This is a genomic window from Martinezella rhizogenes (assembly GCF_000799715.1).
GTDB classification, from domain to species: Bacteria; Pseudomonadota; Alphaproteobacteria; order Rhizobiales; family Rhizobiaceae; genus Rhizobium; species Rhizobium rhizogenes_C.
In genome coordinates this window covers 350,665-376,382 of record NZ_JUHG01000014.1, presented here as the reverse complement: position 1 = coordinate 376,382, position 25,718 = coordinate 350,665, and the positions used below count along the sequence as shown (strand labels likewise).

The 25,718-nt window shown below is 60.5% G+C and carries 25 protein-coding genes, 1 tRNA gene and 1 pseudogene; 13 read left to right on the top strand and 14 right to left on the bottom strand.

Annotation, left to right across the window (positions count from 1 at the left end):
- Nucleotides 1-215 precede the first annotated feature (215 nt).
- Nucleotides 216-635 carry a winged helix-turn-helix transcriptional regulator gene (locus tag EX00_RS19330; protein ID WP_047461379.1) on the bottom strand — a complete coding sequence of 140 codons (420 nt, stop codon included), beginning with the start codon at nucleotides 633-635 and terminating at the stop codon, nucleotides 216-218.
- A gap of 151 nt (nucleotides 636-786) precedes the next feature.
- Between EX00_RS19330 and EX00_RS19325 the strand changes: the two genes are divergently transcribed.
- Nucleotides 787-2,169, top strand: coding sequence for an MFS transporter (locus EX00_RS19325; RefSeq protein ID WP_234709057.1), 1,383 nt, complete (start codon nucleotides 787-789; stop codon nucleotides 2,167-2,169).
- A 66-nt stretch (nucleotides 2,170-2,235) separates the two neighbouring features.
- Here the strand turns inward: EX00_RS19325 and EX00_RS19320 are convergent.
- The 3 genes from EX00_RS19320 to EX00_RS19310 all read right to left on the bottom strand — a co-directional run bounded on the left by EX00_RS19320 (nucleotide 2,236) and on the right by EX00_RS19310 (nucleotide 6,213).
- A tRNA-Arg gene (locus EX00_RS19320) sits at nucleotides 2,236-2,312 on the bottom strand.
- Nucleotides 2,313-2,435: 123 nt separating this feature from the next.
- Complete coding sequence (locus tag EX00_RS19315; protein ID WP_047461886.1) at nucleotides 2,436-3,956, bottom strand: sensor histidine kinase; 1,521 nt, start codon at nucleotides 3,954-3,956, stop codon at nucleotides 2,436-2,438.
- 280 nt (nucleotides 3,957-4,236) lie between these two features.
- Nucleotides 4,237-6,213, bottom strand: coding sequence for a HAMP domain-containing methyl-accepting chemotaxis protein (locus EX00_RS19310; RefSeq protein WP_047461883.1), 1,977 nt, complete (start codon nucleotides 6,211-6,213; stop codon nucleotides 4,237-4,239).
- Nucleotides 6,214-6,637: 424 nt separating this feature from the next.
- On the opposite strand from EX00_RS19310, the gene rpmH reads away from it, so the two are divergent.
- From rpmH to yihA, 4 genes are all read left to right on the top strand, one after another.
- Nucleotides 6,638-6,772, top strand: coding sequence for a 50S ribosomal protein L34 (rpmH, locus tag EX00_RS31135; RefSeq protein WP_046794124.1), 135 nt, complete (start codon nucleotides 6,638-6,640; stop codon nucleotides 6,770-6,772).
- Nucleotides 6,773-6,792: 20 nt separating this feature from the next.
- Nucleotides 6,793-7,194 (top strand): ribonuclease P protein component, encoded by a 402-nt coding sequence (rnpA, locus tag EX00_RS19305; RefSeq protein WP_047461375.1) that lies wholly within the window; start codon nucleotides 6,793-6,795, stop codon nucleotides 7,192-7,194.
- Nucleotides 7,194-8,996, top strand: a complete 1,803-nt coding sequence (gene yidC / locus EX00_RS19300) for a membrane protein insertase YidC (RefSeq protein ID WP_047461373.1) — start codon at nucleotides 7,194-7,196, stop codon at nucleotides 8,994-8,996. The genes rnpA and yidC overlap by 1 nt, the downstream gene beginning before the upstream one ends.
- A gap of 125 nt (nucleotides 8,997-9,121) precedes the next feature.
- Nucleotides 9,122-9,781: a ribosome biogenesis GTP-binding protein YihA/YsxC gene (gene yihA, locus EX00_RS19295; RefSeq protein ID WP_047461371.1), complete on the top strand. Its 660-nt coding sequence runs from the start codon at nucleotides 9,122-9,124 to the stop codon at nucleotides 9,779-9,781.
- A 71-nt stretch (nucleotides 9,782-9,852) separates the two neighbouring features.
- On the opposite strand, the gene EX00_RS19290 is transcribed toward yihA, so the two are convergent.
- Both EX00_RS19290 and EX00_RS32020 read right to left on the bottom strand, forming a co-directional pair.
- Nucleotides 9,853-10,563 carry an anti-sigma factor gene (locus EX00_RS19290; RefSeq protein ID WP_047461369.1) on the bottom strand — a complete coding sequence of 237 codons (711 nt, stop codon included), beginning with the start codon at nucleotides 10,561-10,563 and terminating at the stop codon, nucleotides 9,853-9,855.
- Nucleotides 10,560-10,757, bottom strand: a pseudogene (locus EX00_RS32020) (sigma factor-like helix-turn-helix DNA-binding protein); the annotation flags it as partial. The pseudogene EX00_RS32020 and the gene EX00_RS19290, both read right to left, overlap by 4 nt.
- 150 nt (nucleotides 10,758-10,907) lie before the next feature.
- Between EX00_RS32020 and argB the strand changes: the two are divergent.
- Nucleotides 10,908-11,795, top strand: a complete 888-nt coding sequence (argB, locus tag EX00_RS19280) for an acetylglutamate kinase (protein ID WP_007695451.1) — start codon at nucleotides 10,908-10,910, stop codon at nucleotides 11,793-11,795.
- Nucleotides 11,796-11,844: 49 nt separating this feature from the next.
- On the opposite strand, the gene EX00_RS19275 is transcribed toward argB, so the two are convergent.
- Nucleotides 11,845-12,615 (bottom strand): isocitrate lyase/PEP mutase family protein, encoded by a 771-nt coding sequence (locus EX00_RS19275; protein ID WP_047461367.1) that lies wholly within the window; start codon nucleotides 12,613-12,615, stop codon nucleotides 11,845-11,847.
- Between the two features lie 221 nt (nucleotides 12,616-12,836).
- On the opposite strand from EX00_RS19275, the gene EX00_RS19270 reads away from it, so the two are divergent.
- Both EX00_RS19270 and EX00_RS19265 read left to right on the top strand, forming a co-directional pair.
- The gene (locus tag EX00_RS19270; RefSeq protein WP_047461877.1) at nucleotides 12,837-13,541 is read left to right on the top strand and encodes a pyrimidine 5'-nucleotidase; all 705 of its coding nucleotides are present in this window, start codon (nucleotides 12,837-12,839) and stop codon (nucleotides 13,539-13,541) included.
- A gap of 113 nt (nucleotides 13,542-13,654) precedes the next feature.
- Nucleotides 13,655-14,281 carry an EF-hand domain-containing protein gene (locus tag EX00_RS19265; RefSeq protein WP_047461366.1) on the top strand — a complete coding sequence of 209 codons (627 nt, stop codon included), beginning with the start codon at nucleotides 13,655-13,657 and terminating at the stop codon, nucleotides 14,279-14,281.
- A 62-nt stretch (nucleotides 14,282-14,343) separates the two neighbouring features.
- Here EX00_RS19265 and EX00_RS19260 read toward each other — a convergent pair whose 3' ends face one another.
- Nucleotides 14,344-15,216: an LOG family protein gene (locus EX00_RS19260; protein ID WP_047461365.1), complete on the bottom strand. Its 873-nt coding sequence runs from the start codon at nucleotides 15,214-15,216 to the stop codon at nucleotides 14,344-14,346.
- Nucleotides 15,217-15,429: 213 nt separating this feature from the next.
- On the opposite strand from EX00_RS19260, the gene dapD reads away from it, so the two are divergent.
- The 3 genes from dapD (at nucleotide 15,430) to EX00_RS19245 (ending at nucleotide 18,234) form a co-directional block, all read left to right on the top strand.
- Nucleotides 15,430-16,287 carry a 2,3,4,5-tetrahydropyridine-2,6-dicarboxylate N-succinyltransferase gene (gene dapD / locus EX00_RS19255; RefSeq protein WP_047461364.1) on the top strand — a complete coding sequence of 286 codons (858 nt, stop codon included), beginning with the start codon at nucleotides 15,430-15,432 and terminating at the stop codon, nucleotides 16,285-16,287.
- 167 nt (nucleotides 16,288-16,454) lie between these two features.
- Nucleotides 16,455-17,648 carry a succinyl-diaminopimelate desuccinylase gene (dapE, locus tag EX00_RS19250; protein ID WP_047461363.1) on the top strand — a complete coding sequence of 398 codons (1,194 nt, stop codon included), beginning with the start codon at nucleotides 16,455-16,457 and terminating at the stop codon, nucleotides 17,646-17,648.
- Nucleotides 17,635-18,234, top strand: coding sequence for a hypothetical protein (locus EX00_RS19245; protein ID WP_047461361.1), 600 nt, complete (start codon nucleotides 17,635-17,637; stop codon nucleotides 18,232-18,234). Before dapE ends, EX00_RS19245 begins: the two co-directional genes overlap by 14 nt.
- Nucleotides 18,235-18,376: 142 nt before the next feature.
- Here the strand turns inward: EX00_RS19245 and mqo are convergent, their stop codons facing one another.
- The 6 genes from mqo to def all read right to left on the bottom strand — a co-directional run bounded on the left by mqo (nucleotide 18,377) and on the right by def (nucleotide 23,319).
- Nucleotides 18,377-20,095 carry a malate dehydrogenase (quinone) gene (mqo, locus tag EX00_RS19240; protein ID WP_047461360.1) on the bottom strand — a complete coding sequence of 573 codons (1,719 nt, stop codon included), beginning with the start codon at nucleotides 20,093-20,095 and terminating at the stop codon, nucleotides 18,377-18,379.
- Between the two features lie 120 nt (nucleotides 20,096-20,215).
- Nucleotides 20,216-21,013: a tRNA pseudouridine(38-40) synthase TruA gene (gene truA, locus EX00_RS19235; RefSeq protein ID WP_047461359.1), complete on the bottom strand. Its 798-nt coding sequence runs from the start codon at nucleotides 21,011-21,013 to the stop codon at nucleotides 20,216-20,218.
- Nucleotides 21,013-21,960 carry a methionyl-tRNA formyltransferase gene (gene fmt, locus EX00_RS19230; RefSeq protein WP_047461358.1) on the bottom strand — a complete coding sequence of 316 codons (948 nt, stop codon included), beginning with the start codon at nucleotides 21,958-21,960 and terminating at the stop codon, nucleotides 21,013-21,015. Before fmt ends, truA begins: the two co-directional genes overlap by 1 nt.
- Before the next feature lie 71 nt (nucleotides 21,961-22,031).
- Entirely contained in the window at nucleotides 22,032-22,460 is a 429-nt protein-coding gene (locus EX00_RS19225) for a type II toxin-antitoxin system VapC family toxin (protein ID WP_047461357.1), read from the bottom strand.
- A complete protein-coding gene (locus EX00_RS30825; protein ID WP_155294091.1) occupies nucleotides 22,457-22,738 on the bottom strand; it encodes a FitA-like ribbon-helix-helix domain-containing protein in 282 nt (93 codons plus the stop codon). The genes EX00_RS19225 and EX00_RS30825 overlap by 4 nt, the downstream gene beginning before the upstream one ends.
- Nucleotides 22,739-22,803: 65 nt before the next feature.
- The gene (gene def / locus EX00_RS19215; protein WP_047461356.1) at nucleotides 22,804-23,319 is read right to left on the bottom strand and encodes a peptide deformylase; all 516 of its coding nucleotides are present in this window, start codon (nucleotides 23,317-23,319) and stop codon (nucleotides 22,804-22,806) included.
- 186 nt (nucleotides 23,320-23,505) lie between these two features.
- Between def and EX00_RS19210 the strand changes: the two genes are divergently transcribed.
- Together EX00_RS19210 and EX00_RS19205 are read left to right on the top strand one after the other, a co-directional pair.
- On the top strand, nucleotides 23,506-24,702 hold the full coding sequence (locus tag EX00_RS19210) for a DNA recombination protein RmuC (RefSeq protein ID WP_047461354.1): 1,197 nt from the start codon (nucleotides 23,506-23,508) through the stop codon (nucleotides 24,700-24,702).
- 103 nt (nucleotides 24,703-24,805) lie between these two features.
- On the top strand, nucleotides 24,806-25,705 hold the full coding sequence (locus EX00_RS19205) for a ribokinase (RefSeq protein ID WP_047461352.1): 900 nt from the start codon (nucleotides 24,806-24,808) through the stop codon (nucleotides 25,703-25,705).
- The last annotated feature ends 13 nt before the right edge of the window (nucleotides 25,706-25,718 follow it).

The window sequence follows — 25,718 nt, the reverse complement described above, 5'->3', positions numbered from 1 at the left end:
GTCGGCTCGCGCCATATAGCAATGGCGCACTCTATATTTTGATCGGGCACGGCTGGAATGTGCTTCTTGAAACGCCAATTGTCTGCAATGGCCGCGGCAAAGGCTGCCAGCCCAAGATTGAGACGAGACCTTTCAGTCCTGCGACAAGAAAGTTCGAAAACATCTTTTAAAAGCGGATGAGGCTTGAGGTCGACCCTGGCATACCGAAATCGCGATCAGCGATCGCGTGTGTCATAGCGGAGGCGGGCGGCGATGATTTCCCGCTGGTTGTTTTCCGTCCAGTTGACCAGCGACTGTATCGTCTCGTGCAAGGTGCAGCCGAGCGACGTCAGCCTGTATTCGACGCGTGGCGGTACCACTGGAAACACCGTGCGTTCGACGATGCCATCACGCTCCAGATGGCGCAGAGTATTGGTCAGCATCCGCTGGCTGATGCCATCGATGCTCTTCTTCAGCTCCGTGAACCGCAGCGTGCGCTTTTCAAGCAGGGCAATGACCAGCAGCGACCATTTGTCGGCGATCCTGTCGAGGATCTGCCGCACCTCGCAGCCCTCGCGCTGATCCCACTGGAGGACATCGTAGTCCCCATCGGTGCTGCAGCAATCACTTGGTGAGTTTAAAGTGCCTTCTTCCATGGCTGTGGAATATGCCTTACCTCAATGATGGTTACAAGAAGTAACTGACAGGCATTTTAGTAATTGACCTGCCATTTTCATACCAAACCATCAAACGTGAGGGCATACACCCATGTCGACCCTATCTCACACCTCGAGTTCGCAAGCGCCCATGAGCGCGGGGGCAAGAGGCGCCCTGCTCGTTCTGTGCGGAGCGATTTTCCTCGAAGGCATCGATGTCGCGATGCTGAACGTGGCCTTGCCGGCAATCCGCGCTGAGTTGGGCCTCTCGACCACGACGCTCAGTGCCGTCGTCAGCTCCTATGTGCTCGGCTATGCCGGCTTCATGCTGCTCGGCGGCCGCGCGGCCGACATTTTCGGCAAGCGGCGGGTATTTCTCTCCGCGCTTGCCGTGTTCATCGCCTTCTCCGGCCTCGGCGGTTTCGCCACCGAAGGCTGGATGTTGCTGACGGCGCGCTTCGTCACCGGCATCGCCTCGGCCTTCATGACGCCGGCCGGCCTTGCGCTGATCATGACGAACTTCCCGGAGGGACCACAGCGCAACAAGGCGGTGCTCATTTACGCCGGCACGGCTGCCGGAGGCTTTTCGCTGGGGCTTGTTGCGGGCGGCCTGCTTGCCGCCATCGACTGGCGCTGGGTGTTTTTCGCACCGGTCATTCTTGCCAGCCTCATTTTCATCCTGACGCCGCGCCTCGTCGCCGACGACCATCAAAGAGACTATAGCCAGCGCTTCGATATGCTGGGCGCCATCATCCTCGCCGGCGCGATGCTATCCGCCGCCTATGGCGTGATACGGCTCGAAAACCCCAAGGACGGCCTGGACTGGACGCTTGTCGCCTTTGCCGCGAGCGCAATCCTCTGGATTGCCTTTATCGCCATCCAGAGGAAGGTCGCAATGCCGCTGGTCAGGCTAGGTATCCTGCGCTCGCGCTCGCTCGTCCGCGCCAATCTCAGCGCCTTGTTCTTCGCCGGTTCCTTCTTCGGCTTCCAGTTTCTGGTGTCGCTCTACCTGCAGGAGCTGATGGGCTGGACATCGCTGCAAACAAGCCTTGCACTACTGGCCATCGGCGCCGACGCTATCCTCGCTCCGACAGTAACGCCATGGCTGGTCAATCGCTTCGGCAATATCAAGGTCATCTTCGGCGGGGTGCTGCTGGCGGCATTTTCCTACGCCTGGTTCCTGCGGGTGAGCCTCGACTGGACCTATGCGGCAATGTTTCCCTCGATGATCCTGCTTGGCCTGGCATTCTCGCTCGCCTACGGTCCGCTGACCATTCTGGCAACGGACGGGATCGACGAAAGCGAGCAGGGCCTGGCCAGCGGCCTCGTGAACACGGCCTTTCAATTCGGCGCGGCACTCGGACTGTCGGCGGCAAGCGCCGTCGGTGTTCTGGCGCTCGGCGCGGAAACCGCGCCCGATGCGCGCCTCGAGGCCCTGCGATTGGCGCTGCTCGTGCCCGTAGTGGCAACGGTCATTGGTCTCGCCGTGACCGCAACGGGATTAGGCCCGTGGCGAAAGACCGCCGAAGGATAAGCAATACATCCCGATGACATCGGGGATGCTTTGGAAGCCACTGGCATAATGTAGAGAAAAAAGAAATGGCGCACCCGGAGCGATTCGAACGCCCGACCCCCAGATTCGTAGTCTGGTGCTCTATCCAGCTGAGCTACGGGTGCGTATCCAAACGGAGTAAACCGTTGGCGTGGCGGTTCTCTAAAGCGTCCTTCCGGGGAATGCAAGTGGGTTTCTGAAAAAGATCGCGATTTTCACAGAAACGGAGGCGAAGAAGCTGAAAAACCTCAGCTTTCGTGGGCGCTGCGGCTGCGGTAATCGTCGAGCGAAACCGGGCGGTCCGGTATTTCGATGCGGAACTGTGTGCCGGCGGCAGGTTTTTCCACCAGCGCAATGGTGCCGCCATGGGCCAGCACCAGTTCGCGGGCAATCGCCAGCCCAAGGCCAGTGCCGCCGGAGCGCGCGGAGCCACGGAAGGCGGTGAAGAGGTTTTCCCGCGCCTTCTGCGGCATGCCCGGGCCTGTGTCGTCGACGGTGATGCCAACGACGCTGCCGATGCGATGTGCCGAAACTGTAATGCGGCGAACACTGTCGGGTTCGGCATCACCGAAGGCAACCAGCGCCTGGTGGGCGTTGCGGCAGAGATTGTGGATGACACGGAACAGTTGCTCGCTGTCGGCATCGACGACCAGATCCTGGCTCACCTGCTCGAGGAATTCGATGCCACCCTCGGGATCGATCGCCAGGATATCGCGCACCTCGTCGACCAGCTCATGCAGAAGCACCCGCCGACGGCGCGGCGCTGATTCGGAGGTCTGGCCGTAGGAGAGGACCTCTGTCGTGTAGCCGACGGCACGGTCGATGGTGCGCAAAAGCTTCGGTGCGAAGCGCTTGACCATGGGGTCGTCGACATCGACCAGCCGGTCTGACATCAGTTGTGCCGCCGACAGGATGTTGCGCATATCGTGATTGATCTTCGACACGGCAAGGCCGAGCGCGGCGAGGTTCTTCTGCTGCTTCAGCGTCTTTTGCAGTTGCGACTGCATGGAGGCGAGATGACGGCCGGCGACGGCGAGCTCGTCGCGCCCTTTGTCCGGCGTAAGCACCCGGCTCGGATCCTCCGGATCGTCGGAATAGGCTTGCATGCTGTCTGTCAGCCGACGGATCGGGCGGATCATCATGCGGTTGATGGCAAAAAAGATCAGCGTCGCGGTGAACAGCGAAATCAGGATCGACATCAGGAAGACGCTGCCGGAATAGGCGAGCATGGCGTTGCGCAAGCGCGTGTCCTTCAACACTACCTCGATGCCGGTGCCGGCATCGCCGCCGACCGGGCCGAAGACGCGGATAATCCGGTTGCCGCCGAACAGCAGCGTGTCCAGCGCATCGCGCATCGCGGTCGGCAGCGAGACATTGCTCAGATCATATTGTTCATCGACGGAGGCCGGCATCTCGGCGGTCGCGAGCAGCCGCGACGTCCCGTCCTTGCGCAGCACGATGGCGCGCGTGCCGGTCGCCATCAGCGTTTCCTTCTGAAGCGCGCGAGGCAGCTCGGATGGCTGCAGGCCGTCGATGACTGTGGCGGCGGCCGCGGCGGTGTTCAGCCGGTCTTCCAGCCAGCGCAGCCGCATATTGGCGACCGACGGCACGAAGATCAGCACCTCGGCGAGCAGGATGAAAAAGACGGTGAGGATCAGGAGCTTGCCTGATAGGCCGCCGAAAATGCCTGTGGGCCGGCAGAAACGGGCGAGACCATGCGCCTCAGCCTTGTTGGCCGCGCCGAGGTCCCTATCCTGCCCACTATCCATTTCCGCTGTCCCGCTTTGCTGCAAAGCGATCTGCTGCATAATTCCTTAAATCGGAGTCGATTTAAGGAATTATGCAGCAGTCTTAAGGTGTTACAGCGTCCTTTGCGCATCATATTTGACGCGCGGCGCTGTAATGACGACATATCAAGAATAGATCATAGGGGATTGCGGTGCGTTTTCCAATCGCTTCCGTCACAGGCGGCAAGAGATAGGCCGCTGCAGGAGCGGAAGAGGCGCATTCGCGCGACCTTCCAGCTCTTGCCCTGATGCATCAAAACTCCTATGCCGCCGCCGAGCCGCCGCCGAAAGCGCTGGCGATCTTGCCGATCATGCGATGCGCCGGCGATGCCACGGCGCGATGGGTCTCGGTGCGTGCCGACACCGGTGCGGATGCTGAACCCGCGTCGACCTTAAAGCGGGCGACAAGGCGAACAAGGCCGTCCGCTTCCGCCGAGAGACGATGGGTGGCGGCCGAGGTTTCCTCGACCATGGCGGCGTTGCGCTGCGTTACCTCGTCCATCTGGTTGACGGCCTTGTTGACCTCGGTCAGCCCAGTCGCCTGTTCGCGGGCGGCCGTTGCGATTGAATGAATATGATCGTTGATCTTCAAGACGCGCGACTCGATAGCCGCCAGCGCCTCTCCGGTCGCCTGAACCAGCTTGACGCCCACCTGCACCTCACCGCCGGATTTGCTGATCAGCGCCTTGATATCCTTGGCGGCCGTGGCCGAGCGTTGCGCCAGTTCACGCACTTCCTGAGCGACAACAGCGAAACCCTTCCCGGCATCGCCGGCACGGGCCGCTTCAACACCGGCATTCAACGCCAGCAGGTTGGTCTGGAAGGCGATCTCGTCGATGACGCCGATGATCTGGCTGATCTCGCCCGACGCCTGCTCGATACGTACCATGGCGTCGACGGCATTGCGCACCACCGTGCCGGAACGGGCGGCGTCTTCCTTGGCTTCCGTCACCATGACGCTGGCTTCCCGCGCCCGTTCGGTGGAGCTTTGCACCACGGCGGTGATCTCGTCGAGCGCTGCCGAGGTCTCTTCCAGGGCGGCGGCCTGCTGTTCGGTGCGCCGCGACAGGTCGTCGCTGGCATGCCCCAGTTCGCTGGTATTGGCGTTGATAGAACCGGTCGTTTCGCGCACCTCGCGCATGGTGCTCTTCAGGGTCATGAGCGTGGCGTTGACGTTCTGCTGCAGCTCGGCGAAGGCGCCCTGGAATTCACCCTGCATGGTCTGGGTCAGATCGCCGTCCGCAAGGCTCGCGATAACGCGGCGGACCTCGCTGGTGCCGATATCGACGCTTGCAAGGAGTTCGTTGATATTGCCGGCGAAGCGATTGAGGTTGGCGTCCTCGTAGTCCTTGTCGATGCGACGGCTGAAATCGCCGGCCGCCGCCGCCGCAACGACGATCGACATGTCGGACTGCAGATCATCGTTGCGGGCGCGCATCGTCGTTTCCTCGGCATTCATGCGTCGTACGGCCTTGCCGTTCTGCTTGAAGATATCGACGGCGGCCGCCATCTCTCCGATTTCGTCCGCGCGCCCGCCAAAGGGAACCTCGACATCAAAATTGCCGTCCGCCACTTGCTTGATGGTTTCCGTCACCTTGCGGATCGGGCGGCTCAAATGCACAGCACCGATATAGGCGCCGAGACCGGCACCTGCGGCGATGCCCAACACCGTGATGCCGAGCACAGCCCAAAGGACCGTTTTGTGGAAAGCGTCGATTTCAGCGCCGACCGTCGCGAGCTCGGCCTTGTCGGCCTGCACGACGGTATCGATCTCGGCCTGGAAGGCCTTGCGGTTGGCACGGTTGGCATCATTGTTGCCCTGCTTGCTGGCGGCGTCCGGTCCGTCCGACAGAGCGAGCCTCACGGTCTCCGACCGGAATGTGCGGAACTCCTGAGCCCGACCCTGCAATTTGGCGAATTCCGCCTTCTGTTCTTCAGGAACCTTTGGCGACCAGGCGGTAAATGTGCTGTCGATTTCGTCGAGATCCTTCATCAATCCATCGGCGAAGCCCTTGGCATCCTTGGCGGTGGCGGAGGCATAGATACCGCGTGCTTCCATAACGACGGCGGTCACGACACGGTTCAGATGCTCGCCCATATAGGCGCGGCTTGCCGCCTGCTCATAGACCCGCATCTGCCGCTCATATTGATGCACGGCATAAAGAGCGGTGCCGCCGATCAAAAGCGCGGCACTGGCCATCACACACACAAGCAGATTAATCTTGCCACGAATCTTCAACGACATGCCTCCTGGAAGCGGAAACCACCCCTCAAAAACTTGGGCTTTCCGCGCTTACCCCTAAATATCCACTAAAATCATTAATGTTATATTGCGCTATTTTTAATATAAATTTAGAAACACTTTCGTGTACTTAGTATATATTTAAAAGTAACATTTTTAATATTATAAAATACGAAACTACCATCTATCCGGAACTGCACGCCGCGGCGCGCCAGCGAGGCAAGCAGCACTTTGCCCCAAGAGGCGGATTTTCAGGAATCTGCGGCGGTATAATTGACTTCCGGAGCCATGATCCGTATAAGCCGCGCACGTCCGGTCATGGAGCCTGCTTTTGCGGGCCAAGTCCGTTCGTCATAATCAACAACGCTCCTTGCTTTTAAAGCAAAGCTCAAGAAGGGCCGCACTCCGCGGTGTTTAAATAATGAAGCGTACTTACCAACCATCCAAGCTTGTTCGCAAGCGTCGCCACGGTTTCCGTGCGCGCATGGCAACCGCTGGCGGCCGCAAGGTTCTTTCCGCCCGCCGTGCCCGCGGTCGCAAGCGTCTTTCGGCCTAAGGGCCGGAATGCCCGAGAAGATGGCGGGCGAATTGACGAATGAACGATCAAAACAGACTGTCGGGCGGCTGAAAAGCCGGCCGCAGTTTCTTGCTGTCCGCCAGGGCGAAAAACGCAGGGGAAGTCTCTTCCTCATCGAAGTGCTGGACCGCAAGCTCACTGACGCCGAACCTCGCGTCGGTTTTACCGTTACCAAAAAACATGGCAACGCGGTGGAACGCAACCGCATGCGGCGCAGGCTGAAAGAGGCTCTGCGGCTTCATGCCGGGTTTGCAATGCAGCCCGGACACGACTATGTGGTTGTCGCGCGGCGCGATGTACTGACCGCACCTTTCGAAAAACTGGCGAGCGAACTCGCCCACCGGATCGAAACCAGGCCGAAACCCCGCCGGCCGGAGACGGACCGCTCCAGGAAAGTATGATGGAAAACAAACGCAATTACTTCATAGCAATTGCCCTGTCTGTGCTGATTGTTCTCGCCTGGCAGTTTTTCTACATGAACCCGCGCCTCGAGGCGCAGCGTAAGGCCGATCTCGTCGCCAAGGCGCAGCAGCAGACGCAGCAGGCCCAGACGACGCAGGCTCCAGCCGCTGGCGCCGCCGTCGACGGCGCGCTGCCATCGAGCGGCCAGAGTGCGCCGACGACGCTGACCCACGACCAATCGGTTGCCAAGTCGGCCGCCTCGCGCGTCATCATCGACACGCCCGCGCTCTCCGGCTCCATCAATCTGGAAGGTGCCCGCTTCGACGATCTGCAGCTCAAGGCCTACCATGACACGGTCGACAAGAGCAGCCCGATCATCACGCTGTTCAGCCCGGCCGACACCAAGGACGGCTATTTCACCGAGCTCGGCTATGTCGGCAGCGACACGACTGGTGCCGTTCCCGGCCCCTCGACCCTGTGGACGCTTGCGAGCGGCAACAAGCTGACCGACAGCACGCCGGTGACGCTCTCCTATACCAACGACAAGGGTGTCATCTTCACCCGCACCATCTCGGTCGACGAACGCTATATGTTCACGATCACCGACAAGATCGCCAATGGCGGTCAGGCGCCGGTGTCATTGTCGAGCTATGGTCGCGTGACCCGCTACAACAAGCCGACCACGCCGTCGGCATACGTCCTGCATGAAGGCTTCATCGGCGTCATCGGCGACGATGGCCTGATCGAGACCAAGTATACCGCCGCCGAGAAAGAAGCCGTCAATCCGGCGAAGGCGACCGGTGGCTGGCTCGGCATCACCGACAAATACTGGGCTGCCACGATCGTGCCGCCGCAGTCGGGAGCCTATGACGCGCACTTCTCGCATTTCGCCGATGGCCAGCCGCGCTATCAGGCCGACTACAAGCAGGATGCCGTCACCGTCGCCCCCGGCCAGTCGCAGGAACTGAAGAGCCTCGTCTTCGCCGGCGCCAAGGAAGTGCCGGTCATCGACCGCTACGAGACGAGCTATTCGATCCCGAAATTCGACCGCCTGATCGACTGGGGCTGGTTCTATTTCATCACCAAGCCGATGTTCAAGCTGATGGATTTCTTCTTCCGCTACTTCGGTAACTTCGGCGTCGCCATCCTGTGCACGACCATCGTCGTCAAGGGGCTGTTCTTCCCGCTCGCCAGCAAGCAATACGCTTCGATGGCAAACATGAAGCGCATGCAGCCGAAGATGGAAGAGCTGAAGGCCAAGTTCGGCGACGACCGCATGGGGCTGCAACAGGCAACCATGCAGCTCTACAAGGAAGAAAAGATCAACCCGATCGCCGGCTGCTGGCCGGTGCTCCTGCAGATCCCGATCTTCTTCTCGCTCTACAAGGTGATCTATATCACCATCGAGATGCGTCACGCACCATTCTTCGGCTGGATCCAGGACCTCTCCGCTCCCGATCCGACCTCGATCGTCAACCTCTTCGGCCTGCTGCCGTTTACGGCTCCGACGATCCTGCATCTCGGCGTCTGGCCGCTGATCATGGGCATCACCATGTTCCTGCAGATGCGCATGAACCCGACACCGCCGGACCCGACCCAGGCGATGATCTTCACCTGGATGCCGCTGGTATTCATGTTCATGCTGGCCAGCTTCCCGGCCGGTCTGGTGATCTACTGGGCCTGGAACAACACGCTCTCGGTGATCCAGCAGGCGCTCATCATGAAGCGCCATGGCGTGAAGGTGGAACTCTTCGACAATCTGAAGGGCGTCTTCAAACGAAAACCGGAACCATCGAAATGACGAAAAAAGCCCCGCTTTCGCGGGGCTTTTCTTTTGAGCCTCATCCCATATACCGATCAAAACTTGACTTTCGGCGGCAAAACCCCGAAGCCAGTCAACCAATTGAACCGGAAGACTGAAGCAGCATGGCAGAACAGACGATAAAAGACGACAAGCCGCTTTTCGGGCGCCCGTGGATCTTCATTCGCGGCGTGCCGGCGATGAAATTCCTGCCGCCGGAAGGGCCTTTGGAAGTGGCCTTCGCCGGACGCTCAAATGTCGGCAAGTCGTCGCTGATCAATGCGCTAGTCGGCCACAAGGGTCTGGCGCGCACGTCGAATACGCCGGGCCGCACGCAAGAACTCAACTACTTCGTTCCCGACGGTTTTTCCGGCGAGGCTGGCGACCTGCCACCGATGGCCCTGGTGGACATGCCCGGCTACGGCTATGCCGAGGCCCCGAAGGAACAGGTGGATGCCTGGACGAAACTGGTGTTCGACTATCTGCGCGGACGCACGACGCTGAAGCGCGTCTATGTGCTGATCGACAGCCGCCACGGCATCAAGAAGAACGACGAGGATGTCCTGAACCTGCTCGACAAGGCCGCCGTTTCCTATCAGATCGTGCTGACCAAGACCGACAAGATCAAGGAAGCGGGCCTGCCGAAGCTGCTGGCCGACACCGCCGAAAAAATCCGCAAGCGCCCCGCCGCCTATCCCGGCATCCTAGTTACCTCCTCGGAAAAGGGCGAGGGCCTTGAGGATGTGCGCCAGGCGATCAGGCTGACGGTCGGCATCGCGATCTGAATTTCGGACGGGATGCAGTCGCAGTTCGGCCATTCAGGCAATGGCTGCGCCTTTATCCTGGAAAAAATCTTTCAGGGCAGATGGATCGTGCCGGAGGCGATGACGTTCCCTGTGGGCTTGCCGGTGGGCGAGCCGCCAAAGGGTTCGACGCTGACGGCGATGATCGCACCTTCCGTGAGCTTGCCGTGAAGCTCTGACGGCAAGACGATCTCGCCCTCGCCGGTCTGCGGCAGGATGCCAAGCGCCTCGGCCGGATCGCTGCCACGGATCAGCCAGAGTTCCAGTGATTTTTCCTGAGGCTGGCCGGCGGCGACCGGCGCCACCTTCAATCGACCGCTGGCAGCATCATAATTTGTCAGCAGATTGACCGGGTTGTTTTGCGCGGTCAGGGCAGCGGTGAGCTGCTTGCCCGGCGACGGCTGCGAGGCATTGTTGGTGACGGTGAACACGAGGACACCGGCGACGAGAAACATCGCGCCAAAGCCGATCGAGCGCCAGAGCAATAACGAATTCCACAGATGGGCGCCGAAAGCGCCATTTACAAACACGCGTTTCTCAATCCTGGGGAAAACCGGGGCCACCGGCGCGACCATCTCGTAATCGTCGTTGAAGCCGGAAAGATTCTGCTCCCAGCGGCTGACGATGGCGGCGAACTGGCGATCGCTGCGCATGCGCCGCTCCACCTTCTGCCGATCCTCCAATGACAACACGCCGAGCACATATTCTCCGGCCAGGACTTCATCGCGGGAGCGGCCTCCCTTGCTTTGATCGGACGAACTCATCGGTCCAAGCACTCTCTCAGTCTAATCAGGCTTCGGCGCAGCCAGGTACGCATGGTATTCAAAGGTACCGCATATTGCTCGGCAAGCTCCTGCTCATTCAGTCCTTTAACATAGGCGTGACAAACGGCCTGAATTGAGTCAGCTTCCAACTCTTCCATGCACCTGTCAATCCGCCATCCCTCTCCCTGCACTGTCTTGCGGCCCCCGTTCGGCCCCGGCAGGCCCGCTCGGGAAAGAAAACGCGACAGAGGCGATGTGACGCAATAGAAACTAATCTTGTCATCATTATTCCCTCTGTCAAAAACTTGAGATAAAAGGCCGCGAACAATTCCACGGGGTACCCCATGTCCGAAGCCCAAAGCGAACTCCAGGCCAGCCTGCTTGCCAAGGCCCTGCCCTACATGCAGCGTTATGAAAACAAGACCATCGTGGTGAAATACGGTGGCCATGCCATGGGCAATGCCGAGCTTGGCAAAGCATTTGCCGCCGATATCGCACTCCTGAAACAATCGGGCGTCAACCCGATCGTCGTCCACGGCGGCGGCCCGCAGATCGGCGCCATGCTGACCAAGATGGGCATCGAATCGAAATTCGAAGGCGGGCTGCGCGTCACCGACCAAAAGACGGTCGAGATCGTCGAAATGGTGCTTGCCGGCTCGATCAACAAGGAAATCGTCGCGCTGATCAACCAGACCGGCGAATGGGCGATCGGCCTTTGCGGCAAGGACGGCAACATGGTCTTCGCCGAAAAGGCGCACAAGACCATCAAGGATCCGGATTCCAACATCGAGCGCGTGCTCGATCTCGGCTTCGTCGGCGAAGTGGTCGAAGTCGACCGCACCCTGCTCGACCTGCTCGCGAAATCGGAAATGATCCCCGTCATCGCCCCGGTGGCTCCCGGCCGCGACGGCGCCACTTATAACATCAATGCCGACACCTTTGCCGGCGCGATCGCGGGTGCGCTCAGCGCCACCCGCCTGCTCTTCCTTACCGACGTTCCGGGCGTGCTCGACAAGCAGGGCCAGCTGATCAAGGAACTCTCCGTCGCCCAAGCGCATGCGCTGATCGCCGACGGCACGATTTCCGGCGGCATGATCCCGAAGGTCGAGACCTGCATCGACGCCATCAAGGCCGGCGTCCAGGGCGTCGTCATCCTCAACGGCAAGACCGCCCATTCCGTGCTGCTCGAAATCTTCACCGAGCACGGCGCCGGCACGCTGATCGTTCCCTGATAGGAAACGGATGCTTCGCAATCATCTATGTGGAGCGCCGACCGGCTGATCAGTCGTGCTGATAAACGGCTTCGGCCTCGCTCTTCAGCATTCCCATCACTGTGCGGTAGGGCGCTGGGCCGTAGCTGATGCGGCTGACGCCGAGGCCGGCCATGGTGATATTGTCAGGGGTTGCCGGGCGCACCATGATGTTGACCGGCAGGGGCGAGCGATCGCAGAGCGCTTCGATCAACTCCGCATCGACTAGCCCCGGCGCGAAAAAGCCACTGGCGCCGGCTTCGGCAAAGGCATCGGCGCGGCGGTAGGCCTCGTCGAGCAGCAGCTGGTGGTGCGCTGTATCGCTTTCCTGCAGGAACAGATCGGTGCGGGCGTTGATGAAGAACGGCATTTCCCGCCGCGTGGTCATCTCGCGGATGGCGCGGATGCGGGCCGCCTGCGTCTCGATCGGGTGAACGCCGCGGCCGCCGATCACCTGATCCTCGAAATTGATGCCGATGGCGCCGTGATCCATGATCTTTTCGACATTGGTGGCAACAGCGTCGGGTTCCGCGGCATAGCCGCCCTCGAAATCGACGGAGAGCGGCAGGTGGCTCGTCACCGAAATCAGGCGGGTGGTGACCGCCAGCAGCGACAGCGGCACGGCCTCGCCGTCACCGAAACCATTGGCCGCGGCGACCGACCAGCTTCCCGTCGCCAGCGCCTTTGCGCCCGCCTCGGTCACCGCCTTGGCGGAACCGGCATCCCATATGTTGAAGAGGATCAGCGGATCGCCCTTCTTGTGCAACCGCGCGAACTCTTCCGCCTTTTCCACCTGACTCATATTGTTCCCCTCCACAAAAGCCCTACCGGGCGCATTCTACCCCTTGTATCTTGGGAAACAGGGGCTCCTCTTCCAGCTGACAACTAGCGCAAAGTCCCAAAAATCAATCTGCAAAACCATAGCCTGCATTGAAATGCCCGGCAATGTCCGCAATCTTGCCCCTCTATGCCGGAATCATATTTTGCTTTTCCTGGGGTGCTACCGCATGCCATAAGGCCGGCATGACCCAGACAAAGACGCAGCCCACGCCCGCCGATTTCTCCGATATCCGCGACTGGGTATTCGATCTCGACAATACGCTCTACCCGCATCATGTCGATCTGTTCGCGCAGATCGACAAGAACATGACGGCCTATGTTTCCGCGCTCCTGCAGATGGAGCGGGACGAGGCGCGTAAGCTGCAAAAGCAGTATTATCTCGAGCACGGCACGACATTGCAGGGGCTGATGATCCATCATCGCATCGATCCCAACGACTTCCTGGAGAAGGCGCATGCGATCGACTATTCGGCGCTGATGCCGCAGCCGGAGCTGGCCGCCGCCATCAAGGCGCTGCCGGGGCGCAAGTTCATCTTCACCAATGGCAGCGTCAGCCATGCACAGGCGACCGCTGGCGCGCTCGGCATCCTCGATCACTTCGACGATATCTTCGATATCGTCGCCGCCGACTACGTGCCGAAACCGGCCGGCAGCACCTATGACAAGTTCATGAGCCTTAATCGGGTGGACACGAGAAATGCCGTCATGTTCGAGGACCTGCCGCGCAATTTGACCGTGCCGAAGGCGCTCGGCATGAAGACGGTCCTGCTCGTGCCGCAAAACCTCGAGGGCACCGTCGTCGAATGGTGGGAGAAGACCACCGGCGAGGACGAGCACATCGACTATGTGACCGACGATCTCACGGCCTTCCTCAAGGCGTTGATTTAACCGTTCATTAGGGCGGGGTTACGAAAGTTTCATCCGCCTTACAGATGTTTAATTGGTCGTTTCCGACCGCCAGCCGTATCGTTTGACCATTCCTCGACACGAAAGGAAAAACGATGAACGGGAAAAAACTTCTTCTGGCGGGCCTTTCCGCAGCTCTTCTGGTCGGTGCTGCCGCGCAAGGTAGCTTTGCCGCGCAACGCGGCCACGACGGCAAGGACGGCCGCGATGGTCCGCGCTTTTCGCCTGAGATCGCCTATGTGCGCATGCTGAAGCAGTTCGGCCAGCCTGGCGATACGAAGGTCACCAAGGATGAGGTCAAGGCCGGCGTCGACAAGATCTTCGATCAGATCGATACCAATCACGATGGCCAGATCACCCCTGGCGAGGTGCGCACCTATCGCCAAGAGCGCATCAAGGAATGGAAGGCCGCACACGCAAAGACCAACGACGATCAGGCCAACAATCAGGCCCAGAACGATCAGGCCAAAGGCGACCAGGCTCAGAACGACGACAACAAGGGTGACAATGGCCCGCGCCGTCACGGACATCACGGCCGCTTCATGCATGAAGCCGGACTTATGCGTGGCATGATGCTGTTCCACCGCGTCGACAAGGACGAAAACGGTCAGATCAGCAAACAGGAAGCCGAAGACGCCGCCAACAAGTTCTTCGACCGCATGGACCGCAACCATGACGGCGTGATCTCACTGGACGACATGCCGGACCGCCCACTGCTCTGAATATCCCATCGGGTATGATTGATTGTTGAATGAAAAGCCCGCCGTAAGGTGGGCTTTTCTTGTCAGTGTCCGTTGTCGTGCTCGTAGAAATCCGAGACGATCTTCCAGGCGTCCTCTGCCGTATCGACGAAGCTGATCAGCTTGACGTCGTCGGGCGCGATGGTGCCAAATTCGGCGAGTGCATCGAAGTTGATGATGTCGCGCCAGAACTTTTCGCCAAACAGGATCAGCGGCAAATGCTCCATGCGGCCGGTCTGGATCAGCGTCAGGCATTCGAACAGCTCGTCCAGCGTGCCGAACCCGCCCGGAAACACAGCGATCGCCTTGGCGCGCACCATGAAATGCATCTTGCGGATCGCGAAATAGTGGAAATTGAAGCTGAGCTCCGGCGTCACGTAGACATTCGGCGCCTGTTCGTGCGGCAGTACGATGTTGAGGCCGATGGAGGGAGCACCCTCTTCCGATGCACCACGATTGCCGGCTTCCATGACGCCGGGGCCACCGCCGGTGACCACGACATACTCATGAAAATCGAAGCCGGCGGAATAGCGCGAGCATAGCCGGGCGAACTTGCGCGCTTCCTCGTAATAGACGGAGGCTGCCTCGAGATTGGCGCGCTGCACATCGTTGCGCGCGGCCCAGGCGCTGGCGCCCGGCGCCGGAATACGCGCGCCACCGAACATCACCACCGTCGATTTGATACCGCGCTCGGTGAGAGACATCTCGGTCTTCAGGAGTTCGAGCTGAAGGCGGATCGGCCGCAACTCCTCGCGGCAGAGAAAATCCTCGTCGGCATAGGCGAGACGATAGGAAGGCGACATCGACTGCGGCGTCTTCGGAACGGACTCAGCCCGCTGCTTGTCGGCCGAACTCGTCTTCAAGGGATCCCACACCCCATCCTTGCGCCTCAGCCTGCCATTTTTCGCCTTGCTCATTTCCCATGCCTTTCGATCGATCCTTCAAGGGTCACCATACACCGCAGCGCAAGCAACCGAGCATCGCATATGCCCCTCTAACGCCTTGAATCCAAGCTTAATCCGCACCGAAAAATCATTCCATTTTTCGGGCCTATGCTGTAGGACCAATCGACCGTATCTGCGGACCCTCTTCCGATCGCAACGATAGCCATTGAAGTTTAAGGAATTCTCATGAGCGCCACCGATCTCGCCTCTCTCGAAAACGCCATCGAGGCGGCCTTTGAAAATCGCGACAATGTGAACGTCTCGACGCGCGGCGAAGTTCGCGACGCTGTTGAAACGGCGCTGAACCTGCTCGACAGCGGCAAGGTGCGCGTGGCCGAGCGTGGTTCCGACGGCAACTGGACCGTCAACCAGTGGCTCAAGAAAGCCGTGCTGCTCTCCTTCCGTCTGAACGACATGCAGGTCGTCGACGGTGGCCCCGACGGCTCGACCTGGTGGGACAAGGTGCCGTCGAAGTTCGAGGGCTGGGGCGAGAACCGCTTCCGCGAAGCAGGTTTCCGCGCCGTGCCGAACGCCGTCGTCCGCCGCTCCGCCTATATCGCTCCGAACGCCATCCTGATGCCGTCCTTCGTCAATCTCGGCGCCTATGTCGGCGAAGGCACCATGGTCGACACCTGGGCGACCGTCGGCTCCTGCGCACAGATCGGCAAGCATGTGCATCTTTCCGGCGGCGTCGGCATCGGTGGCGTGCTGGAACCAATGCAGGCCGGCCCAACGATCATCGAGGACAATTGCTTCATCGGTGCCCGCTCGGAAGTGGTCGAAGGCTGCATCATCCGCGAAGGCTCGGTCCTCGGCATGGGCGTCTTCATCGGCAAGTCGACCAAGATCGTCGATCGCGCCACCGGCGAGATCACCTATGGCGAAGTGCCGCCCTACTCCGTCGTCGTTGCCGGTGCGCTGCCGAACGGCAATATCATGGCAAATGGCCAGCCGGCTCCGAGTCTCTATTGCGCCGTCATCGTCAAGCGCGTCGATGAAAAGACCCGCTCCAAGACCGGTATCAACGAGCTGCTGCGCGATTGATATGGTTCCGGGAGCGCGCCTTCCGGGTCGCGCTCCCCTTCCCCGGCTTGCTAACAGCCCCATATGATCTGCTGGAACTACGGCGGCAATTTTCAGACAATAATCGCCCATCAGTTGCCATAGCCTCGCCATCGCCTTGCCATCTCTCCCCGGATAAGTAGCCTCCGATGACCGCCACCGATCCCGTCGCCAATTTGCAAACCCTGATCCGCTGCGCTTCCGTAACGCCGGCCGAAGGCGGGGCGCTCACCGCGCTCGCCGACATGCTACTGCCGCTCGGCTTCAAGGTCGAGCGCATGACGGCCAGCGAGGCGGGCACGCCCGATATCGAGAACCTCTATGCCCGTCTCGGCACCGAGGGGCCGCATCTGATGTTCGCCGGTCACACCGACGTCGTGCCCGTCGGCGACGCCGATTCCTGGAGCCATCCGCCCTTTGCCGCCGACATCGACGGCGGCGAACTGTTTGGCCGCGGCGCGGTCGACATGAAGGGCGGCATCGCCTGCTTTGCCGCCGCCGTCGCCCGCCATATCGAGAAGCATGGGCCACCGGCCGGCTCCATCTCCTTCCTGATCACCGGCGACGAGGAAGGCCCGGCGATCAACGGCACGGTCAAGCTGCTGCAATGGGCGGCCGAACGCGGCGAGCAATGGGACGCTTCGCTCGTCGGGGAGCCGACCAATCCCGATCAGCTCGGCGACATGATCAAGATCGGCCGTCGCGGCTCGATCTCCGGCTTCATCACCGTTCACGGCGTGCAGGGCCATGCCGCCTACCCGCACCTCGCCGACAATCCGGTGCGCAGCATCGTCAAGTTGACCGAAGCGCTGCTCGACCCGCCCTTCGACGCCGGCACCGACAACTTCCAGCCGTCGAATCTCGAAGTGACGACGATCGATGTCGGCAATACCGCCACCAACGTCATCGCGGCCAAGGCGACCGCCGCCTTCAACATCCGCTTCAACGACACCTGGACCGTCGAGGCCCTGAAGGCGGAAATCCTCGCGCGTCTCGATGCCGCCGCGGCCGACCAGACACTCCGCCCCGGTCGTAAGCCGACTAAATACGATATCACCTGGTCCGAACGTCCAAGCCAGGTCTTCCTGACGCGCAACAACGCACTGATCGCGTCGCTCTCCTCGGCGATCGAAAACATCACCGGCCAGACGCCGAAGCTTTCGACGACCGGCGGCACCTCGGATGCGCGCTATATCAAGGACTATTGCCCAGTGGTGGAATTCGGCCTTGTCGGCCAGACCATGCACATGGTCGATGAGCGGGTGGCCGTAGCGGATCTTGAAACCCTGACCGAGATCTACGGGACCTTCATCCAGCGCTGGTTTGCGAATGCCGAGCTTTAAGGAAGTCCAATATTATCTGGCGGGCCTGTGGCTTCTGCTGCGAATGGACGCGCGCGGCTTCCAATATCTCGACATATCGGACCGTGGAATGCTGCGATCCTTCTGGGCGATCCTCTGGAGCCTACCGTCGATCGGCATTTCATGGCTCTGGTGGCGGCAGGCCTATCTCACCGCCATGCCACCGGAAACCTCGACCGGCATGGCCTTCTTCCTTCGCCTGGCGCTGGTCGAGGCGGCAAGCTGGCTGACACCGGTCGTGCTCGCCGGCGTGCTGTTAATGATCTTTCGCTTCGGCGACAAATTCGCGCCCGTCGTTGTCGTCGTCAACTGGCTCGCCCTGCCGACATCCTATCTCAATGCGCTGCTGATCGCACTGCTCGCCTTCATCCCCGGCTCCAGCGGGCTGGTGGCCATTCTATGGCTGGCGCTGATGATGGCGATCGTCTTTTCCCTTGCCCGCGTCCTCAGGATGATCTGCGGCACGCATCCGCTCTTCATCGGCACCTTGACGCTGGTGCTGCTCATCCCGACCATGCTGCTGACCGACTTCCTGCAGCGTTTCCTCGGCGTCTATCCGCCGGGCTAGCTGTTCGATCCGCACCAACATTCGGCCGCAAACCGGCTCCGCATACATATCAGAGCCGGTCTTGCGTGCCGGAGCACAATTAGAGCAATTCCAGGAAAAGTGCGTAGCGGTTTTCCGTTCGGGATTGCGTAGAGACAATAAGTTAGAGCGCCATATCCGGAACTTGCTTGACTGCGCCCTTCGGGATGCTCGTCCCGTCGGGCTTTGCAAGCGCGGACGGATCGATGGCCGGCGGGGCGATAGCCAGTTGCAGCCGATCGGCCGTCGCGGCCCATTCCTCGGCAAGCACCTGCGGGGTCTCGTTCAGTTTCACGCCATAGCTCGGAACGATCTTGTGGATCTTTTCCTGCCATTCGGGCGTCGCGAGCCGATCGGCAAAAACCTTCTTGAGCAGATCGAGCATGATGGGCGGCGCGGTGGATGCTCCGGGCGAAGCGCCGAGCAATGCGGCGATGCTGCCGTCTTTCGATGCAACGATTTCGGTCCCGAGCTTCAGGACGCCACCTTTTTCCTCGTCGCGCTTGATGATCTGGACGCGCTGACCGGCCTGCCACAGGCGCCAATCCTTTGCTTCGGCCTTCGGGAAATATTCGCGCAGCGCCGTCAGACGGTCCTCGTCGGACAGCATCAGCTGGCCTGCGAGGTATTCCACGAGGCTGAACTCGTCCAGGGCCACCCGGATCATCGGCCAGATATTATCGAGCGTCACCGAAGCCGGGAGGTCGAGATAAGATCCCTCTTTCAGGAACTTGGTGGAGAAGGTGGCGAAGGGTCCGAACAGAACCACCCGCTTTCCGTCCAGCATGCGCGTGTCGAGATGCGGCACGGACATGGGCGGCGCACCGGTTGACGCCTGGCCATAGGCCTTTGCCAGATGCAGGCTTGTCACATCGGGATTATCGCAGACGAGGAACGACCCACCAACCGGGAAACCGGCATAGTCGTCGCCTTCGGGAATGCCCGACATCTGGAGCAACGGCAGGGCGGCGCCACCGGCACCGACGAACAGGAACTTGGCGTCGATCGCACCCTTGCTGGAACCGTCCTTGGTATCCGCATAGGTGACGCGCCAGGTGCCGTCCTCGTTGCGCGCAATCTCCTTTACTTCCGAAGAGGTGTGCAGCTGGAAGGTCCGCTGGCTCTTGAGATGCGTGACATATTGCCGGGTGATCTCGCCGAAATTCACGTCGGTTCCCAGTGGGCACCAAGTCGCCGCGATGTTCTGTGAGCGGTCGCGTCCTTCCATCATCAGCGGAACCCATTTCGCGATCTCGTCATGATCGCGCGAGAATTTCATGCCGGAAAAGAGCGGACTTGCCTTCAGCGCCTGATGACGCTTCTCCAGGAAGTCCGTATTCTTGTCGCCCCAGACAAAGCTCATATGGGGCGTGGAATTGATAAATGAACGCGGGTTTTTCAGAACGCCCACATTCACCTGATGGGCGAAGAACTGGCGGGAGATCTGGAAGGATTCGTTGATCTCGACCGCCTTGCTGATATGGACAGTGCCGTTCTCGTCTTGGGGCGTGTAGTTGAGTTCGGCCAAAGCCGAATGGCCGGTCCCGGCATTGTTCCAGCCGTTGGAGCTTTCCAATGCGACATCGTCGAGCCGCTCGATCATTTCGATCGTCCAGGAAGGCTCCAGCTCGGTCAGGAGAACACCGAGCGTCGCGCTCATGATGCCGCCGCCAATCAGCAGGACATCCACTGCCCTCTCGGCAGGAGCAGCCCAGCTGGGCAGCGCGGGAAGGCTAAAAACAGCGGCGCTGGCGGCTGCGGATCCAAGAAGTTGCCGCCGGCTCATCTCAATGGTGGGAGAGCGTTCGGCGCGCGTGTTGATGCTTTTGGGATTACTGGACATCGCAAACCTCATATCATTCGGCTGTCGATCCTCCCGGGGAGGCCTATAAGCCATCGATTGTGTCGTGACAAGTATGCGCGCGACATAATGTATCGCTCCACACAAACCTGGACGGGCACCTCATGAATCGTCGGATTCGTCGTCAAGGATCGGCGGCGCGGAACCGGCATCATCGCGATAATCCACCTGCATGAAATAAAGCCCGTTAGGCGGCGCGACTGGGCCGCAGGCCTTGCGGTCACGCGCGTCCAATGCGGCCCGCACATCGTCCGGCGTCCACTTGCCCTCGCCTGCGAGCTTCAACGTTCCGGCAAAGGAGCGGATCTGGTTGTGCAGGAAGCTCTGCGCGGTGGCGCGGATCTCGATCAGCTCGCCATTGCGGGTCACATCCAGCCGGTCGAGCGTGCGCACAGGGCTGTTCGCCTGGCAATGTACCGATCGGAACGTCGTGAAATCATGCCGACCGACCAGGGTCTGTGCCGCCGCGTGCATGACCTGATGATCCATATCCTTCGCCACCCACCAGGCCCGCCCGGCCTCCAGCGCCAGCGGCGCGCGGCGGACGATGATGCGATAGAGATAGTGCCGGCGGATCGCCGAGAAACGGGCGTCGAAGCTGGCATTGACTTCCGTCACATTCAGAATGGCAACGCGGTCTCCGGCTTTTCGCAGATGGGCATTCAGCGCATTGCGCAGCGTGTGCGGCTTCCATTCCTTGGAGAGGTCGGCATGGGTAACCTGGCCCACGGCATGCACGCCGGAATCGGTGCGTCCAGCGCCGCGAACGGAAACCGTCTCACCCGTCAACGACAGGATGGCGCGCTCGATCGCGCCCTGCACGGAAGGACCATTGTTCTGACGTTGCCAACCGACATAGGGGACACCGTCATATTCGACGGTCATGCGGTAACGCGGCATCAGACCGATCCCGTCGCCAGTATCGTGCCCGCCGCAATTGGCGTGCCGCGTAAGAAATCGGCCGCAGCCAGTGGCTTGCCGCCGGCTTTCTGCAACTTCGTCAGCCTGATAGCACCGGAGTTGCAGGCAATCACCAAATCATCGGTCAGCGCTTCACCAGACGCGCCCTCGCCCTCGGCGAGTTCGGAGCCAAGCACCTTCACACGCTCCGGCTTGCCGGCGATCTCGGCTTCGAACCAGGCGCCGGGAAAGGGCGACAGGCCGCGAATATGATTGTGAACATCGGCGGCCGGCTTACTGAAATCAATACGGGTCTCGCCCTTGTCGATCTTGGCGGCGTAGACGACGCCCTCGGCGGGCTGCTCGGTCAGCGACAGCTCGTTATATTCTAGCTTGTTCATTGCCTCGGCCATGGCCTTGGCGCCAGTGAGCATGAGCTTGTCATGCAGCTCGCCGGCAGTCATGGTGTCGCTGATCTCAATTTCGCGGGTCAGGGCGACCGGGCCGGTATCGAGGCCCTTATCCATCTTCATCACCATCATGCCGGTCTTCTTGTCGCCGGCCATGATTGCCCGCTGGATGGGAGCGGCCCCACGCCAGCGCGGCAATAGCGAGGCATGGCCATTGTAGCAGCCGAGCCGCGTGCCGGTGAGGATCGCCTCGGGCAGCAGCAGGCCGTAGGCGACAACCACGGCGACATCGGCATCGAGCTCGCGAAAACGCTGGCGCTCGTCCGGATCCTTGAAATTGACCGGCGTGAATACCGGCAGACCCAGCAGCTCCGCCGCCTGATGTACCGGCGACTTTTGCAGATCGAGCCCACGCCGCCCGCCGGGACGCGGCGGCTGCGTATAGACGGCGCGGATCTTATGACCCGCATCGATCAGCGACCGCAACGTCGGCACGGAAAATTCGGGCGTTCCCATAAAGATGATGCTGAGCGACATACGATCCGTCCGGCTAAGAGGTATCTAGTTTGGCATGATCCTGTCCAAAAACCGCTTCACACTTTTTGGGATCATGCTGAGCCGCCTTCAAACGGGTTTACGAGCCTGATATCAAGCCCCTGGAAATCTTTTATGTTCCGGGTCGCCAGTGTCGCGCCATGGATTAAACAGACGGCAGCGATCATGGCATCCTGAACGGAAATCTGGTGGCCGATCCGTTCGCGACGGGCGCGAATGCGGCCCGTCAGCAGCGCGCTGTCTTGATCAAGCTGCAAAATGCGGCCCGCAAATTGATGCCTCATAAGATAGTCGAAACCTTCGAAAAATCGTTCCGAACGATCCCTCGGCAACACTTTTTCCGCCCCATAGGACAATTCCATTAAAATCGGAGAGCAAAGATAGAGACTCTCCATATCCTGCCGCTCAAACCATTCGCCAATGTTCGGAGATAAATTCGCCTTCGTGATCTCCGAAACCACGTTCGTGTCAAGAACAATCATTCGGAACCTCGGCGCTCCGCCTCTCTGCGGCGAGCCTCATCTGTGACAGACATGAGTTCGCGATGCTCCTCATCGCTTAGTGCAAAGCCGGCAAAGGCGGAGCGTAACTGGTTTAGCGTGGAAGCAGCCTTCGTACTATTTTCCGATCGCGTGACATTGAGGCCCTTCCGAACTTGAACCTTAATTTCCTCCGAAAGGCTACGACCGGCTCGCTTCGCCTCGTCGCTAAGTTCTCGCTTCAAGTTTTCGGATACATCTCTGATTAAGATATCGGCCATCGGCACCTCCATTTGATATCAATGATATCATAGGCACATCAGGCGCATCTTTCAATGGTAACTGCTCAGAGCACCTTCGACTTGGCCGCCTTAGTGAACTTCTTGATCACCATCTCGCGTTTCAGACGCGAGATATGATCAATGAACAGCACGCCGTTCAGGTGGTCGATCTCGTGCTGCAGGCAGGTGGCGAGCAGACCGTCGGCTTCGATGACCTGTTCCTTGCCGTCGCGATCGATATGCTTGACCGTGACGCGGGCCGGGCGTTCGACTTCGGCGTAATAATCCGGAATGGAGAGGCAGCCTTCCTCATAGACCGAACGCTCATCCGACGAGGCGACGACCTCGGGATTGATGAAGACCAGCGGCTGCTTGTCCTCGCCTTCACGCGCGACGTCGATCACCAGCATGCGGCGGGCAACGCCAATCTGGACGGCGGCAAGGCCGATGCCCGGCGCGTCGTACATGGTGTCCAGCATGTCGTCGGCAAGGCGCAGAATTTCGGTATCGACGCGCTCGATGGGCTTGGAGGCCTGGCGGAGCAGCGGATCGGGCAAAATGATGAGTGGCTTGATCGTCATGACGTTTCCCATAACGCATCTTTTGGTGCGATGGAATTATCTAGTTGGCAGTCGAAGCGTGTTTTTTCAACGATTGCGGCTCCGGGTCGACAAAGATGTCCCGAAATTTTGTTCACGTTTTGATCTGGATATTCTTCGCGTTTTTGTTATGGTGCCGGCAAGAGTTCCACGAGTATATACGATATCATGTCCTTTACCCTGCTCGGCCAAGCCATTCCCGCAGTCCCGGCTCTGGCCGGCCTCACCATCCTGCTTCTGATCATCGTGATCGTTCTTGTCATCAACGGCAGAAGGCGGCAGTCGGAGGAGGATATGCTGCGGGCCGAGGATGCCGAGCACAATATGGCGGCGATCCTCAGGGCGCAGGCGGAGATGCAGGGGCGGCTTGCCGCCATGACCGAGGTGTTCGGCTCGCGACAGGCGGAGCTCAATCAGGCCATTGGTCAGCGTCTGGACGGCATGTCGCAGCGGGTGACGGCGACGATCGGCGAACAGACGCGCTCGACCCATGAGAACCTGCGCCGCCTGCAGGAGCGGCTGGCCGTCATCGATGCGGCGCAGACCAATATCCAGTCGCTGGCCAAGGATGTCGTCGGGCTTCAAGCAATTCTCTCCAACAAGCAGACGCGCGGCGCCTTCGGCCAAGCGCGGATGGAGACGATCATCGCCGATGGGTTGCCGATGGGCGCTTATGCCTTCCAGCCAACGTTGTCGAACGGCTCGCGCCCGGACTGCACCATCCGCATGCCGAACGGCTCACCGCCGCTCGTCATCGATGCCAAGTTTCCGCTGGAAGCCTGGAACGCCATCCGCAACGCCACCGCAACAGGCGCAGAGCATGGCAAGGTCGCCGCGCAGCAATTCCGCCGGGATCTCGAAGTGCATATCCGCGATATCGCAGAGAAATATCTCATCCAGGGCGAGACGCAGGACACCGCCTTCCTCTTCGTTCCCTCTGAATCGATCTTTGCCGAAATTCACGAGAATTTCGAAGCGATCGTGCAGAAGGCACAGCGTTCGCGCATCGTCATCGTCTCGCCGTCGCTGCTGATGCTGTCGATCCAGGTCATCCAGGCGGTGCTGAAGGATCAGCGCATGCGCGAGCAGGCGCATGTGATCCAGGGTGAAGTGGCGCATCTGATGGACGATCTCTCGCGCCTCGACGAGCGGGTGCGCAAGCTGCAGGGGCATTTCGCCATGGCGCAGAAGGATGTCGACATGATCGTCACCTCCGCCGACAAGCTGGCGCGGCGTGGCGAGCGGATAGAAGCGCTGGAATTCGAGACCGCCGCCGAGCCGGCAAAGCCCACCGTCGAGGACCGGGCGAAACCGATCGACAATCGCACCGGCCAACTCAAGCTAAGAGTGGTTGACGAGGACTGACCCCTTCGGGCAGTGTCGCGCCAAATCAATGCGTGCCCTGCCAAAGGATGAAGCAATTCTTGGATGGGAGTGTGCAAGACCAGCAAGCAGGGCAGGACATCCCATGATCACCATTTTCGGCTCCATAAACATGGACCTCATCGCCACCACCGACCGTCTGCCGAAGCCGGGCGAGACGGTGGCCGGCAACGGCTTTTCCACAGCCGCCGGCGGCAAGGGCGCCAATCAGGCGCTGGCGGCGCGTCGTGCCGGTTCGACAGTGCGCCTGACCGGCGCCGTCGGCAATGATGGCTTCGCCGAGCCTGCCCTTGCCCTGCTCGACGCTGCCGGCACCGACCTTTCCACCGTGGCTCACGTTTCCGAGCCGACCGGCACAGCACTGATCCTGGTCGGCGGTGACGGCGAGAACATGATCGCCGTCGTCCCCGGCGCCAACGGCACGAAGACGGCCGAAGATGCGACCGCCGTCGTCGACGCGCTGAGTGCTAGCGATACGCTGATGCTGCAATTCGAAATCCCGGTCGCGGCCGTCGAAACGGCACTGACTGCCGCAAAGGCCAAGGGCGTTCGCACGGTTCTCAATCTCGCACCGCTCATTCCCGAAGCAGCGCGCCTCGGGCGTCTCGCCGACATCGTCATCGCCAACGAAACCGAATTCGAGCTGCTGGCCGGTCAGGACAATATGTCGGCCGGCGATCGTGAGGCGGCCCTTATCCGCCTGCATGCCGAGACCGGGCAGACATTCATCGTCACGCTCGGCGGCGACGGCGTCATCGCCATTCGCGATGGCGAGCTTTCGCGCGCCAAGGGCCTCGTCATCGAGCCGGTCGATACCGTCGGCGCCGGCGATACGTTCTGCGGCTATTTCGCCGCCAGCCTCGACCAGGGTCTGGATTTCCATACAAGCCTGCGCCGCGCCGCCGTCGCCGGTTCACTCGCCTGCCTGAAGCCCGGCGCGCAGCCTGCCATTCCGGTTGCAAGCGAAGTCGCCGCGCGTCTTTGAGAGCCATCATTCC